We start from the raw sequence: 13,330 nt of genomic DNA on the forward strand, positions 1-13,330 counted from the left end.
CCAGGAAGAGAACGGCGGCAAACATGTCCGAGATCCAGATCCACACTATCCCGATCCTGCCATTCGGCATGGTCAACGCGTTTCTGCTGACCTTTGCCGGTGGTGCCGTGCTTGTGGACACCGGGTTGCCAGGCAGTGAGACCAAGATCGAGAAGGTGCTGGCGAACGTCGGGCTTTGCATTGCCGATCTGAAGCTGATCGTGGTGACCCACGGCCATATCGACCACGCGGGCAGCGCCAGGCGTCTTCAGAAACTGTCGGGCTCGCCAATCGTGCTGCATGAAGGTGATTTACCCTATTGCCGGGGCCAGGCTCCCATCCTGAAGCCTTCGGGGCTCTTCGGTCGGCTGTTCAAGCTTTCAGGCGCGATCGAACGGCCGTTTGCGAAGGTGGAGCCGGACATTCTTCTGTCAGGGGACCAGACACTGGATCTGACAGCCTATGGCGTGCAAGGTGTCATCATGTCGACGCCAGGCCACACGCCCGGATCGCTGTCGGTACTGCTTGACGATGGTGCCGTCCTCGCGGGGGATCTGGCGGCGTCCGGCATTCTTCTGGGCGGAATCGCGCTGAAGAGTCGGCCCAAGCCGCCTCCCTTTGAAGAAGACCCGCTTCAGGTCGCCCGTTCGCTGAAATTTCTGCTGTCCAAGGGGGCAAAACGCTTCTATCTCGGCCATGGCGGACCGCTCGATGCCGGGGTGATTGAAAGATACGCCGGCAAACTGGCGCAAGCGGCCTGAAAACTCCCGTTCTTCTCCGGATTTGGTCTTGTTTTCCGCAGCGCACGGATCTAGGGTCCGCGCGCTGTTAATCCCGTTTCCCCTGGAGGACATTATGGGCTTTCTTGCTGACGCATTGGCGCGTGTTAAACCTTCTGCGACCATCGCCGTCACCAACAAGGCACGCGAGCTTAAAGCCGCAGGCCGCGATGTAATCGGTCTCGGAGCTGGCGAGCCGGATTTCGATACCCCGGAAAACATCAAGACAGCCGCCATCAAGGCCATCACCGACGGCAAGACCAAGTACACCGCTGTCGATGGTATTCCGGAGCTGAAGGCGGCCATTGTCGAAAAGTTCAAGCGGGAAAACGGGCTTACTTACGAAACCAGCCAGATCACCGTGGGAACCGGCGGCAAGCAGGTGCTTTACAACGCGCTGATTGCAACGCTGAACCCGGGCGATGAAGTCATCATTCCGACCCCTTACTGGGTAAGCTATCCGGACATGGTGCTGCTCGCAGGCGGTGAACCGGTGATCGTGGAAGCGGACAAGTCGACCTTCAAGATTACCCCGGAAGCACTCGATGCGGCGATCACATCGCGCACCAAGTGGCTGATCTTCAACTCTCCGTCCAACCCGTCCGGTGCGGCCTACACGGAAGCTGAACTGAAGGCGCTCTGCGATGTGCTGATGAAGCACCCCCATGTCTGGGTCATGACCGACGACATGTATGAGCACCTCGTCTATGACGACTTCAAGTTCACCACGCCTGCTCAGGTGGAGCCTGCTCTTTACGAGCGCACGCTGACCGTCAACGGTGTGTCGAAGGCCTATGCAATGACCGGCTGGCGTATCGGTTATGCCGGCGGCCCGGCTGACCTGATCAAGGCCATGGCCAAGGTTCAGTCGCAGTCAACCTCCAACCCTTGCTCCATCGCCCAGTGGGCGGCGGTCGAGGCGTTGAACGGCACCCAGGACTTCATCCCGAAAAACAACGAAGTCTTCAAGGGACGCCGGGACCTGGTTGTCTCCATGCTGAACCAGGCCAACGGCATTTCGTGCCCGGTGCCGGAAGGCGCGTTCTACGTGTTCCCGTCCTGCGCCGGTACAATCGGCAAGACGGCCCCTTCCGGCAAGGTGATCGAGAGCGACGAGGACTTCGTCTCCGAGCTTCTGGAAGCTGAAGGTGTCGCCGTCGTTCACGGTTCGGCTTTCGGGCTTGGTCCGAACTTCCGCATTTCCTATGCGACCTCGACCGAAGCTCTGGAAGAGGCCTGCACGCGCATCCAGCGTTTCTGCGGGAACCTGAAATAAGCTTTTCCGGCATCGAAAGATTTGCGAAAGGGCGGCCGACGGCCGCCCTTTCCTGTTGTGGGCTGCATTTTCCGGTTGAGGAATGCGCGGTTTACAGCACAGTTCGAACGCTCTAGCCTTTCCCCGTCAGGTGGAGGGCGAGCGATGGCAAATTCACATCAGAAACAACTGCTTCTTGATCTGTTTGAAAGCGTGCCGTCGATTGTCTTCATTGTGCTCTGGCGACAGACGGGTGATCTGGAGCTTGCAGGCTGGAGTGGTTGCGGTCTTGCGGTTTTCGTTCTTGCCGGCTTTGTGCTGGTCAAGGCGCCCATGCACCCCGTATTGCTCGGTATCAATCTGCATATCCTGCTGGTGACACCGCTTCTGGTCGGCCTGTATCGGTTTGGCGACGGCGCTCTGGCAGCATTCCTGACAGGCTATTCGTACAGTGCCGTTTTGTTGACCGTGACGCTTACCGGCGGGGTCTTGACCCTGTTCTCACGTGGTGGATTTGCCGGTGTCCCCGACTTGCCCAGATCAACACAGTACCGACTATCGTTTCTGATGCTTGCCGTATCGCTGGCTGGAACGGTCTGGGCGTTCCAGGTGCCGGAAAACAGCCTTCTTCCGGTGGTCGTCACCTTGACCCTTCTGATTGCCGGTCGCCGGTTTCTGCTTGCCCGAGTGTCGGACAGGTCGTCGAACGGTGGTGTGCTTGCCCCTGCTCTGGCGGGCGGTACCGACACTACCGACGGTTACGGCTGACCCTTTTGCCATTGCCGCGATTTTGACGTCTTGGCGCGTCATATCACTGGCGTGATCCGCGCCTTTGCTAAAAGCGGATATTCGCAGCCGAACGGGAGTTCTCTACATGCGTATTTTGAAACCGGTTCTTGCCGCCGTGGCCATTGTGTTTGCCATGCCGGCCCTTGCCTCCGAAGACAGCCCAAAGGTTGAAATCGGCAAACTGAGCTGCCTGGTGGAAGGCGAGCACAGTTTCATTGTTGGCTCTTCAGCAACACTCGGATGCAGCTTTTCACCGGTCGACGGTGGAGCGGTGGAAAACTACAAGGGGACCGTCCGCGACTATGGGCTGGACATAGGCAAGACCAAACAGGCCACGCTGGTCTGGGGCGTGCTGGCACCTTCCGCAAACCGGAAGCCGGGCCTTTTGGCAGGCACCTACGGCGGGCTGACCGCCGGGGCAAGTGTTGGTGCGGGCATCAAGGCGAACGCGCTGCTGGGTGGTTTCGACCGATCCATCGCGCTCAACCCTTTCAGCCTGGAAAGCCAGACAGGCACGAACCTGACACTGGGTGTCAGCAAGATGACGCTGGAACTGATTAACTAAGCCTCAACGGCTGCCGCTGTCCTGTTTCTCCGCTTTAGTCGCGGCAGCTTTCGTTCGCGCCGGCACAGGGAGTTTCTTCCTTGTCCGGCCGGGTGTTCTGCCGGTTGATCTGCTCGGTGCGGTTCAGACGCTCCGCACCGTCAATCTGCTGCCGGGTGGAGAAACCGGACTGTTGGCGGTTGAGGTTCTGGTTCAGCTGCTGACCGGCAGAAGGCAGCCGCGGCGAGGTCATCATGGGAGGACTGCGCAGCTGGGTCGATTGCGCATGCGCCGGTATTGCCGACGTGGCAGCTAGCAGGGCTGAACAGAGTATCAGGGTTTTGGTCACGCGTGCTCCTTTTGCCCGAGGCCAGTTCAAGTTGGTTACATAGGCCTCCGCGCGTCAATTTCACTATCTGCCAATTCCGGCAGGGCAATGGCACTTGCTTGGGAAGGTCTGAAGGCGGGACTTTTTTCAGTCTTCAGCTCAAATTTTCTCCACCGCTTGCCGGTCTGGAGATCTCAGTCGGGAGAGCCTTTATAAGCCTCTGGGATCGGCGGTGTTTTGGATTTTTGTGCACTTTTAACGAGCTGTCATCTGCCTGGAGACTGAGCCGAGACAAGGGCAAATTGCTGCGCTGCCGCGTAAGATTCCCTTGCGTTGCCGCCGATATCGGCGCGACGATGGCTGACCGCCCCTGGTCGATCGGCCACAGTTTGGGGCTTGGTGCTGTTGAGTACCGGGCAAAAGGCCTTCGATCCCATCCGGGCGAGACGCGGCAGGCCGCGTCCCCCAGCCGGCCCTGCCGCGTTGTTACGAGATATCCTCGAACTAACGGGAGGCTCAGCATGGCAATCACTTCAAACGGAAAAGGATCTGCTGCGGGCAGCGCTCCGCGCTGTATCGCCCTAGTGGGTCCGTTCGGCAGCGGCAAGACCAGTCTTCTGGAAGCCTTGCTGGCGCGAACGGACAAGGTGGCCCGGCAAGGATCCGTCGCGAACGGAAATACGGTGGGTGACGCTTCGCCGGAAGCGCGTGCCCACGGCATGAGTGTGGAACTGAACATTGCGGACGCGGAATTCCTGGGAGATCGCTTCGTGTTCGTCGACTGCCCTGGATCCGTGGAGTTCCTGAGCGAAATGGACGGGGCGCTTTCCGGGGTGGATCTGGCCGTCGTGGTGGCGGAGGACGACGAGCGCAAGGTTCCAGCCCTGCAGCTGATCCTGAAAGCCCTTGAAGCCCGCGCCATTCCGCGGGTTTTGTTTTTAAACAAGATCGACAAGAGCACGCGGCGGGTGCGCGATGTCCTGAGCGTGCTGCAACCGGCATCTGCGGTGCCGCTGGTGCTGCGACAGATCCCGATCTGGGAAGACGGCCTGGCGACGGGTTTCATCGATCTCGCGCTGGAGCGGGCGCATGTCTATCACGAGAAGGAGGAAAGCACTCAGATCGACATGTCCGATGCGGATCTCGCGCGTGAGCACGAAGCTCGTTTCACCATGCTGGAACACCTGGCCGATCACGACGACGACCTGATGGAGGCGTTGCTCGAGGATATCGCCCCCAATCGCGATCAGGTGTTCGCCGATCTGGTGAACGAAATGCAGGACGGTCTCATCTGTCCGGTTTTCTTCGGCTCCGCAGAACACGGCAACGGTGTCAGCCGGCTGCTCAAGGCCTTGCGCCATGAGGTTCCTGGTGTCGACCTGCTGTCGCGCCGGGTGCTTGGCACGACGTCGCGCGCGATGCTGCAGGTCGTCAAGACGCTGCACACCCAGCACGGCGGAAAGCAGTCGATCGCCCGCATTCTGGAAGGCGTGGTCTCCGACGGCGATACCCTGTTCCTCAATGGCGACACCGAAATCAAGGTGTCCGGACTGTTTTCTGTCTTCGGCCAGCAGGCGAACAAGATCGCAACGGCCGGCAAGGGCGATCTGGTTGGGCTCGGGAGGCTCGATGATGTCCAGACGGGCGACCTCCTGAGTTTCGAAAACGGGAAGATCGAAAGCCTTCAGGTGCTTGAACGGCGCAATCCTGTTCTGGCGACGGCGATTTCCGCCAAACAGCGCAAGGACGAGGTCCGTCTTTCCGCGGCACTGGCGAAACTGGTTGAAGAGGACCGCTCGCTGATCGTCTCGCAAAACCAGACAACGGCCGAAACGTTGCTTGCAGGGCAGGGCGAAATGCATTTGCGTGTTGCCCAGGAACGGCTTGCCGGAAAATACGGTCTGGATATCGCCGCCAATACACCGCACGTGCCTTATGCCGAGACGATCCGGTCAGGCACCAAGGTTCGTGGCCGTCACAAGAAACAGTCTGGCGGGCATGGTCAGTTCGGTGATGTGGTGATCGAGATATCTCCGCTGCCGCGCGGCGAGGGCGTCCAGTTTTCAGACACGATTACCGGAGGAGTCGTGCCGAAACAATATATCCCGTCCGTGCGTGACGGCGTGTTGGATGCGCTGGGGCAAGGCCCGCTCGGATTCCCGGTGGTGGATGTGTCCGTCTGTCTGACGGACGGCTCCTATCACTCTGTGGACAGTTCCGACCAGGCCTTCAAGATGGCCGGCATTCTGGCAATCCGGGAAGGTCTGCCTGAGTGCAAGCCGGTGCTGCTGGAGCCGATCCACAAGGTGGTGATAGCCTGCCCGAGCGATGCGACCGCGCGGGTGAATGCGATCGTCTCGGCACGACGCGGACAATTGCTTGGCTTCGATGCCCGTCCCGAGTGGAATGGCTGGGATGAGGTGCAGGCGTTAATGCCGGAGGCGGAAATCGGCGACCTGATCATCGAACTGCGTTCGGCGACCGCCGGGGTTGCAAGCTACACCGCCGAGTTCGACCATATGGCGGAACTTTCCGGCAAGGCGGCGGACATTGCCCTGCAGAGGTCCGGCAGACAGGCCGCGTGAACGGTAGAGCACTGAAAGCGATGACAGAGGGGCCGGTTGGCCCCTCTGTTGTGTTCGTCTTACTAAAGCGCTGTACTGTTGATCACCTTGTTGTTGCGCTCAGTCACCAGGGCGTTATTTGCCATTGAAAGCCGATTCCGGTTTCCTTCGGAACAAACGGGAGACTGACAATGAATATACTGAAGAAACGCAGCTGGGAGCTTCCGGAACGGGAAGCAACACCGGAGGCCGTTTTCATGAACCGCCGGCAGATCCTTGCCGGCCTTGCCGGGGCTGGTGCGCTGATGGGTACGGGCCTTGGAATTCGCCCGGCTTTTGCGGAAGAAGACCCGAGCGCGGGCCTTTATCCGGTCAAGCGCAATGAGACCTTTACGCTCGACAGGGACGTGACCCCGGAAGAGTTCACGGCGAAATACAACAATTTTTACGAGTTCGGCACGCACAAGCAGATCTGGCCGGCGGCACAGGAACTCAAGATCCGCCCCTGGACCGTTGTGCTGGATGGCATGATCGACAATCCGCAAGAGATCGGCATCGATGACCTTCTGGCCAAGATGCCTCTGGAAGAGCGGCTCTACCGGCATCGATGCGTCGAAGCGTGGTCCATGGCCGTGCCCTGGTCGGGATTCGCGCTTGCCGAGCTGGTGAAGCTGGCCGGGCCGCAGTCAGGTGCAAAATACCTGCGTTTTGAAACCTTCCTCGATCCGTCGGTTGCCAGCGGGCAGAAGCAGAGCTGGTATCCCTGGCCCTATGTCGAGGGCCTGACGCTGGAAGAAGCGACCAATGAACTCGCCTTCATCGCTACCGGCGTTTACGGCAAGCCGCTTGCCAAGCAATACGGTGCACCGATCCGGCTGGTTGTCCCGTGGAAGTACGGCTTCAAGTCGATCAAGTCGATCGTGAAGATCTCCTTCACCGACGAGCGTCCGGTCAGCTTCTGGGAGGAGATCCAGTCTTCTGAATATGGCTTCTGGGCGAACGTGAACCCGTCCGTGCCGCATCGCCGCTGGCCGCAGTCTTCCGAGCGGCTGCTTGGAACGGACGAGCGCCGCAACACGCTTCTCTACAACGGCTATGAGGAGCAGGTGGCCGGCCTCTACAAGGACCTGGGCAACGAACGCCTGTTCATGTGAGGTGAAGTGACATTACGTCATGCTGCATCGCAGCATCGTCTGGGCAAAAAAAGAGCCGGGTCTTAAAAGACCCGGCAGTTTATTTTGATTCACTGAAAACAGTGGAATCACCTTCCAGAGGGGAACAGCTGGTCGGAACATCACTGGGAGGAGGACGTGATGTCCGTGTGACCAACAGTGATGCTTATATGCAGTGCACAAGCTGCGTAAACAAGAGGCAGGGGTGCAGATCTGCTATGCATTTTACGCAGAGCTTGACTGAATGGTCAAAAATTTGACCAAAACCCCTTTAATTACAACAGATTGAATTAGTCGGTTTTTGCCGGCAGCTTCAAAAAAATTTTTAATTTCGAGTGAAAAAATCGATTGGTTCACCGAAATAAATGCAAATGCTGTCCCCGTGTGCAGTAATTTTGATGCCTAAATGTTGAGCTGATTTGGCGAATGAAACCTGAGTCTGTCCAGTCCTGTGCTTTCCCAGCGGAATGGAGACGATCGGGCCGCTCGGTTGCCGCGGCGCAGGCCGAGTTCTGAGACCTTTTTAGGGAGAGAGTCTCTGCAAAAGCCCCTGTAGGCCGGTCGTGCAGGCAAGCAGGGTTGCGTCCCGGTCAAGCCGGGGCTGGTTGAGCCAATCGCATTCGGGCGGACAGACGAAAGGAGGGCAGGGTTAGAAAACCCAGCCTTCTGCATTTGCCAGCAGGAACTCGCGGAACGCGGTAACACGCGCGGTGTTCTTCAGTTCCGAAGGGTAGACAAAATAGGTGTCGAAGGAGGGCACCTTGTCGTCCTGGTCGGTCATGACAGGTGCCAGGTTCGACGACTTGTCGATGATGTAGTCCGGCAGAATGGCAATGCCCACGCCGGATTGAACAGCACGCTTGATAGCCACGATGTTGTTGGCCTTCAGGACGGACCTGCGCGGGCTTGTCGCGACGCGCCCGGCTGTTTCCAGCCAGTTCATCGAGCGGAGGTAGGCCGGAGCCTGTTCGCCAAAGGTGATCAGCCGGTGCTTGTCGAGGTCGTCGATCGACACAGGTGTTCCGAACCGTTGAAGGTATTCCGGTGCCGCATAGACATGGAAATGCACTGTAAACAGCTTGCGCTGGATCAGGTCCGGCTGGGTCGGCTGGCGCAAGCGGATGGCCACATCCGCTTCGCGCATGCCGAGGTCCAGTTCGTCGTCGTCGAAGATCAGGTGCAGGTCGACATCTGGATAGAGATCGATGAAGCTTCTGATCCGTGAGGTGAGCCAGGTGGAACCAAGGCCCACCGTGGTTGTCACGCGCAGGGCTCCGGATGGCTTTTCCTTGCTGTCCGTCAGGCTCGACTGAACCGCTTCCAGCTTCATCAGCACGTCGTTGGCAGTCCGGTAGAGCAGTTCGCCCTGTTCGGTCAGCAAGAGGCCGCGGGCGTGCCGGTGAAACAGCGGAACGCCCAGATCGTGCTCTAGCGCACTGACCTGCCGGCTGACAGCCGACTGGCTCATATGCAGGGTGTCACCTGCATGCGTGAAACTGCCAGCCTGTGCGGCCGCATGAAAAATGCGCAATTTGTCCCAATCCATGCGTGCCCCTCCGCAGGACAGTCAGGCAGCCTATTCGGCGGCCTGCTTTGTCGACGTCACTTCATGTTCGGCCAGAAACTTCTCGGCTTCAAGGGCTGCCATGCAGCCCATGCCGGCAGCGGTTACTGCCTGCCGATAAATGTCGTCGGTGACATCACCGGCCGCAAAGACGCCCGGGATGGATGTCCTGGTCGAATCCGGGGCAGTTTCCAGGTAGCCGTTGGACTTCAGCGTGAGCTGATCCTTGAAGAGTTCGACCGACGGTGCGTGGCCGATGGCGATGAAGACACCGTCCGTGGAAATTTCCTGGAATTCGCCGGTTGCGGTGTTTTTCAACCGTACGCCGGTAACTGCTTTCGGCATGCCGCCGCCGAGGATCTCGTCGACCTGGTGGTCCCAGATGACGTCGATCTTCGGGTGCTGGAACAGGCGGTCCTGCAGGATCTTTTCCGCCCGCAGGCTGTCACGGCGATGAACCAGCGTCACCTTGGAGGCGAGATTGGCGAGATACAGCGCTTCTTCCACGGCGGTGTTGCCGCCGCCGACAACCACAACTTCCTTGTTGCGGTAGAAGAAGCCGTCACAGGTCGCACAGGCGGAAACGCCAGCGCCCATGTAATCCTGTTCCGAAGACAGGCCAAGCCAGCGGGCCTGCGCGCCGGTGGCGATCACCAGGGCATCCGCCGTGAACACCGTGCCGCTGTCGGCTTCCAGGCGGAACGGGCGCTGGGACAGGTCAGCCTTCACGATGGTGTCGTAAAGGATCTTGGTGCCGACGTTTTCGGCCTGCTTCTGCATCTGTTCCATCAGCCACGGCCCCATGATGGGATCCGCGAAGCCGGGGTAATTCTCGACATCAGTAGTAATGGTCAGCTGGCCGCCCGGCTGAATACCGGCCACCAGCGTCGGCTCGATCATGGCACGGGCAGCATATATGGCAGCCGTGTAGCCGGCCGGGCCGGAGCCGATGATCAGAAGTTTGCTGTGTTCCGTGCTCATGGGCGCACCTTTATCCTGTTTTCATGTCCCGGCGTTTGCGTTGCCAGGTTGGCCCATCGGGGCGTTGTTCCGGGTTTGCCGTGCGGCCGAAAAATCGCTCAAGATGCGTTGAGCGATCACCGGCGTGGCATCTATCGGCTCGTAGGTAGTGGTTTTCAGCGGACCTGGAAAGGGGTGAATGACACCCATGCGTCGCAAAGTCCCCAAAAACCGGGTGATCTTGTCGTGACCGCCGCTCGGTTCGAATACATGGACCGGCTTGCCGGTGGCTGTGGCCTCACCGATCATGTTCGTGGAATCGGCAGTGGCGATGATCGCATCTGCCTTGGCGAGATAGAGGCCGTAAGGGTTGGGTTCCTCGCCTGTCCAGTAGAGGTGATTTCCCGATTTGGCCAATCCTGCAAGACCATACGCCAATCCGGCCGGCGTGCGGCGGGAGGCTGTGATCATGAAATGGACATGTGCCGCATGTGCAAGCTCTCGCAGGCCACTCAAAAGGCGGTTCTGGTCGTCTTCGGAAAACCTGTGGTGCCGACTGTCCCCGCCGACAAGAACCGCAACACGGGGCCGTGGAAGACCATCTATCTCGGCAACCTGCCGGCTGCGGAGTTCGGCCAGTGTTGCGGCCGAGAACTTGTGTGGGGACGTCGGTGTTACAAGGACGTTCCGTCCGCGCAGCTTGTCATGCTCGGGTACCCAGATGAGATCCGCTGCATCTGGTCCTATGCGCGGGTCTTTCAGGAACACGGTAAAGGTCTTGCCTCCCGAAAGGCGCTTGACCCGGCGCAGATACGGGACCGCCCGGCGGCCGGACGCGATGGCGATATCAGGGTAGGGCGGGGCAATCGGGCTGCCGGGGCGGGTCTCCCGCTCGCGCAGATCGATCGGACCGAAGGGCATCAACCAGGTAAAGGGTGCACGCGGCGCTATGTGGCGTTCTTCAACAGGTGCGCCGAGGGCTTCGGCAATACCGCGGCACTGGGCAACATCGCCCGCCTTTCCATCGGTGAGGATCCAGAGGGAAGAAGGGGCTTTCTCCGGCGAAAAAGGCATGTTTTGGAGAAGTTCCCCTATCGTAATCTTTCGAAATCGTGCGCAATTTTGTTATAGTCTTGCACAAACGCGCAAAAAATCATAACTCGGCACACAAATAGAGGTTAGCTTGGGATTCCGGTATCGGGCAAGGCGACAGTCTTGCGAAAGACCCGAATGCCCACAGCATGGCGCGTCATGCGAAGCGCGAAGGAGACAGGTTTGAAAGCGCGGCTCGATGCCATTGATTGGCAGATCCTGAAGGAATTGCAGGATGACGGACGGATGACCAATGTGGAATTGGCCCGTCGGGTCGGCATATCCGCTCCTCCCTGCCTGCGCCGGGTGCGCGCGCTGGAGGAAGCCGGGCTCATTCTGGGCTACCGGACCCTGCTTGATGAAAAGCAGCTCGGTTACGACGTGACAGCCTTTGCGATGGTCGGGCTGCACAGCCAGACCGAGGCGGATCTGATTGCCTTCGAACAGACGGTTCAGAACTGGCCACTGGTGCGCGAAAGCTACATGCTTTCGGGTGAGGTCGACTTCCTGCTGAAATGCGTTTCGCCGGATCTGCAGACCTTCCAGAATTTCATCATTCGCGAATTGACCGCTGCGCCCAACGTCGACAGCGTTCGTACGGCGTTGACAATCCGCCGAACAAAGGATGAGCCTGTCGTTCCAATCGATTGAAGTCCGAACCGGCTGCAAGAAGGAACAAGACGCCATGGCTGTGAAACGAGTCGTTGCCAACATCGCATCGCCGGATACCGGCAAGGCGCAAAGCTTCTACGGCGACGTGCTGGGCATGGACCTGGCGATGGATCACGGCTGGATCGTCACCTTTGCAGGCGAACGGGGGGCGATGGCCCAGGTCAGCATTGCGGCGGAAGGCGGTGCGGGAACGCCCGTGCCCGATTTTTCGGTCGAAGTCGATAACCTTGAAGAAGTGCTGGAAAAAGTGCAGGCAAAAGGCCTCGGCATCGAATACGGCCCGGCAGATGAGCCCTGGGGCGTCAGGCGCTTTTACGTGCGCGACCCTTTCGGGCGCCTGGTGAATATCTTGCAGCACGCGTGAGGCGTTGCCTGCCGATCCGGCAGGCAAGGGCGCCAACAAACTCACGAAGCCAGTTTTTTCACTTTTTTCTGGAGACGCCGGATCAGGGAGATGTCCCTGAGAGCCGCGGTGACCAGTGTAAAGGCGACGGTCACCAGCAGGATGGTCGTCAGTGCCGCAACGGGCAGCATCTGGTCATAGTGGTAGCTGTCGAGCGCCTGGTCGACGGGTTCAATGCCGGAATAGAACCTGCTGCGTATCGTGTCGCTGTAGGTCGTTATGCCAAAGTTGCCATACTTCAGATATTGCAGACCGAAGACGACGAAGAAGACGGCAACAGCCAGAGCGATCAGGTAACCAGCCATCCGCACGGCGAACACGAAGGAGCTTTCGTGGCGTTGCGCGACGAGGCGCTTGAACATCAGGCGTTCGCGTGCCGTGAGCCTGGAAAACAGAAACCAGCGGTATATCCATAACGGCACCGACGCGATCAACAACCATACAGCAATCGCGTTAAAGACCATTGCAAATCCTCCGACACTTTCCGGTTGTCAGCTTAACGGCTGTGTCGTGGACGTCAAAGGGAAAGCTCTGCTTTTGCTGCGACTTAAGGACAGTCGCAGAACGCGCGTACGTTGCCGGGGGAGCTGTGCCAGGCAGGTCCGGGTTCAAAGGGAACCCGGACATTGAAACGGCCAGGGGCAATTTTCAGGCCTGCTAAGACCGGGGACGGTCCCTGCAAAGAGAGGCCAGACCGGGAAGGCTCAACACTGAAAGGCTGGGGTCAGACGAAGCGTACGTCCACGATCTCGTAAGACCGGGCACCGCCAGGGGCAGCAACTTCGACACTGTCGCCGATGGACTTGCCAATCAGGGCGCGGGCGATCGGAGAAGAAATAGAGACCTTGTTCTGCTTCACGTCGGATTCGACGTCGCCAACGATCATGTATTTCTTTTCTTCTTCGGTGTCCTCGTCGATGAGGGTGACGGTCGCGCCGAATTTGACGATGTCGCCGGACAGCTTGGTCACATCAATGATTTCAGCGCGGGACAGCTTGTCTTCCAGTTCCGAAATACGGCCTTCGTTCAGGCTCTGGGCTTCTTTAGCCGCATGGTATTCCGCATTTTCCGACAGGTCGCCATGCGCGCGTGCTTCAGCAATCGCCTCGACGATGCGCGGGCGCTCTACCGCGGTACGTTCCTTCAGCTCGTCCTGGAGCATCTTGTACCCGGCGGAGGTCATCGGAACTTTTTCCATTGGTCTCAGACCTTCAGCTTATTGGGTCCCC

At 59.0% G+C, this 13,330-nt stretch carries 14 protein-coding genes; 8 read left to right on the top strand and 6 right to left on the bottom strand.

Features of this window, described 5'->3' with window-relative positions; translation table 11 throughout:
• The first annotated feature begins 23 nt into the window (after window positions 1-23).
• The 4 genes from ACYQ6M_RS03975 to ACYQ6M_RS03990 all read left to right on the top strand — a co-directional run bounded on the left by ACYQ6M_RS03975 (window position 24) and on the right by ACYQ6M_RS03990 (window position 3,367).
• Window positions 24-740 carry an MBL fold metallo-hydrolase gene (locus ACYQ6M_RS03975; protein WP_460072265.1) on the top strand — a complete coding sequence of 239 codons (717 nt, stop codon included), beginning with the start codon at window positions 24-26 and terminating at the stop codon, window positions 738-740.
• Between the two features lie 94 nt (window positions 741-834).
• Complete coding sequence (locus tag ACYQ6M_RS03980; protein ID WP_022997972.1) at window positions 835-2,034, top strand: pyridoxal phosphate-dependent aminotransferase; 1,200 nt, start codon at window positions 835-837, stop codon at window positions 2,032-2,034.
• A 144-nt stretch (window positions 2,035-2,178) separates the two neighbouring features.
• The gene (locus ACYQ6M_RS03985; protein WP_460072267.1) at window positions 2,179-2,781 is read left to right on the top strand and encodes a hypothetical protein; all 603 of its coding nucleotides are present in this window, start codon (window positions 2,179-2,181) and stop codon (window positions 2,779-2,781) included.
• A 106-nt stretch (window positions 2,782-2,887) separates the two neighbouring features.
• Window positions 2,888-3,367, top strand: coding sequence for a DUF992 domain-containing protein (locus tag ACYQ6M_RS03990; protein WP_228929702.1), 480 nt, complete (start codon window positions 2,888-2,890; stop codon window positions 3,365-3,367).
• Window positions 3,368-3,401: 34 nt separating this feature from the next.
• Here ACYQ6M_RS03990 and ACYQ6M_RS03995 read toward each other — a convergent pair whose 3' ends face one another.
• Window positions 3,402-3,695, bottom strand: coding sequence for a hypothetical protein (locus ACYQ6M_RS03995; RefSeq protein WP_145903515.1), 294 nt, complete (start codon window positions 3,693-3,695; stop codon window positions 3,402-3,404).
• A 500-nt stretch (window positions 3,696-4,195) separates the two neighbouring features.
• Here ACYQ6M_RS03995 and ACYQ6M_RS04000 point away from each other — a divergent pair, with 500 nt between their 5' ends.
• Window positions 4,196-6,259 carry an elongation factor G gene (locus tag ACYQ6M_RS04000; RefSeq protein ID WP_460072269.1) on the top strand — a complete coding sequence of 688 codons (2,064 nt, stop codon included), beginning with the start codon at window positions 4,196-4,198 and terminating at the stop codon, window positions 6,257-6,259.
• Window positions 6,260-6,429: 170 nt separating this feature from the next.
• Window positions 6,430-7,392, top strand: a complete 963-nt coding sequence (gene msrP, locus ACYQ6M_RS04005) for a protein-methionine-sulfoxide reductase catalytic subunit MsrP (protein WP_055655710.1) — start codon at window positions 6,430-6,432, stop codon at window positions 7,390-7,392.
• A 667-nt stretch (window positions 7,393-8,059) separates the two neighbouring features.
• On the opposite strand, the gene ACYQ6M_RS04010 is transcribed toward msrP, so the two are convergent.
• The 3 genes from ACYQ6M_RS04010 to ACYQ6M_RS04020 are packed head-to-tail and all read right to left on the bottom strand — an operon-like array spanning window position 8,060 to window position 11,008.
• Window positions 8,060-8,956 (bottom strand): LysR family transcriptional regulator, encoded by an 897-nt coding sequence (locus tag ACYQ6M_RS04010; RefSeq protein WP_022997966.1) that lies wholly within the window; start codon window positions 8,954-8,956, stop codon window positions 8,060-8,062.
• A 30-nt stretch (window positions 8,957-8,986) separates the two neighbouring features.
• Window positions 8,987-9,955 (bottom strand): thioredoxin-disulfide reductase, encoded by a 969-nt coding sequence (gene trxB / locus ACYQ6M_RS04015; RefSeq protein ID WP_022997965.1) that lies wholly within the window; start codon window positions 9,953-9,955, stop codon window positions 8,987-8,989.
• Between the two features lie 21 nt (window positions 9,956-9,976).
• Window positions 9,977-11,008, bottom strand: a complete 1,032-nt coding sequence (locus ACYQ6M_RS04020; RefSeq protein WP_460072272.1) for a mitochondrial fission ELM1 family protein — start codon at window positions 11,006-11,008, stop codon at window positions 9,977-9,979.
• A 201-nt stretch (window positions 11,009-11,209) separates the two neighbouring features.
• Between ACYQ6M_RS04020 and ACYQ6M_RS04025 the strand changes: the two genes are divergently transcribed.
• Together ACYQ6M_RS04025 and ACYQ6M_RS04030 are read left to right on the top strand one after the other, a co-directional pair.
• Complete coding sequence (locus ACYQ6M_RS04025; protein WP_031268195.1) at window positions 11,210-11,677, top strand: Lrp/AsnC family transcriptional regulator; 468 nt, start codon at window positions 11,210-11,212, stop codon at window positions 11,675-11,677.
• A gap of 34 nt (window positions 11,678-11,711) precedes the next feature.
• Entirely contained in the window at window positions 11,712-12,062 is a 351-nt protein-coding gene (locus ACYQ6M_RS04030; protein ID WP_022997962.1) for a VOC family protein, read from the top strand.
• Between the two features lie 41 nt (window positions 12,063-12,103).
• Here ACYQ6M_RS04030 and ACYQ6M_RS04035 read toward each other — a convergent pair whose 3' ends face one another.
• Both ACYQ6M_RS04035 and greA read right to left on the bottom strand, forming a co-directional pair.
• The gene (locus ACYQ6M_RS04035) at window positions 12,104-12,565 is read right to left on the bottom strand and encodes a hypothetical protein (RefSeq protein ID WP_022997961.1); all 462 of its coding nucleotides are present in this window, start codon (window positions 12,563-12,565) and stop codon (window positions 12,104-12,106) included.
• Window positions 12,566-12,825: 260 nt separating this feature from the next.
• Window positions 12,826-13,299, bottom strand: a complete 474-nt coding sequence (gene greA / locus ACYQ6M_RS04040; protein ID WP_022997960.1) for a transcription elongation factor GreA — start codon at window positions 13,297-13,299, stop codon at window positions 12,826-12,828.
• Window positions 13,300-13,330 lie beyond the last annotated feature (31 nt).

The organism is Roseibium sp. ROS1, from assembly GCF_054658215.1.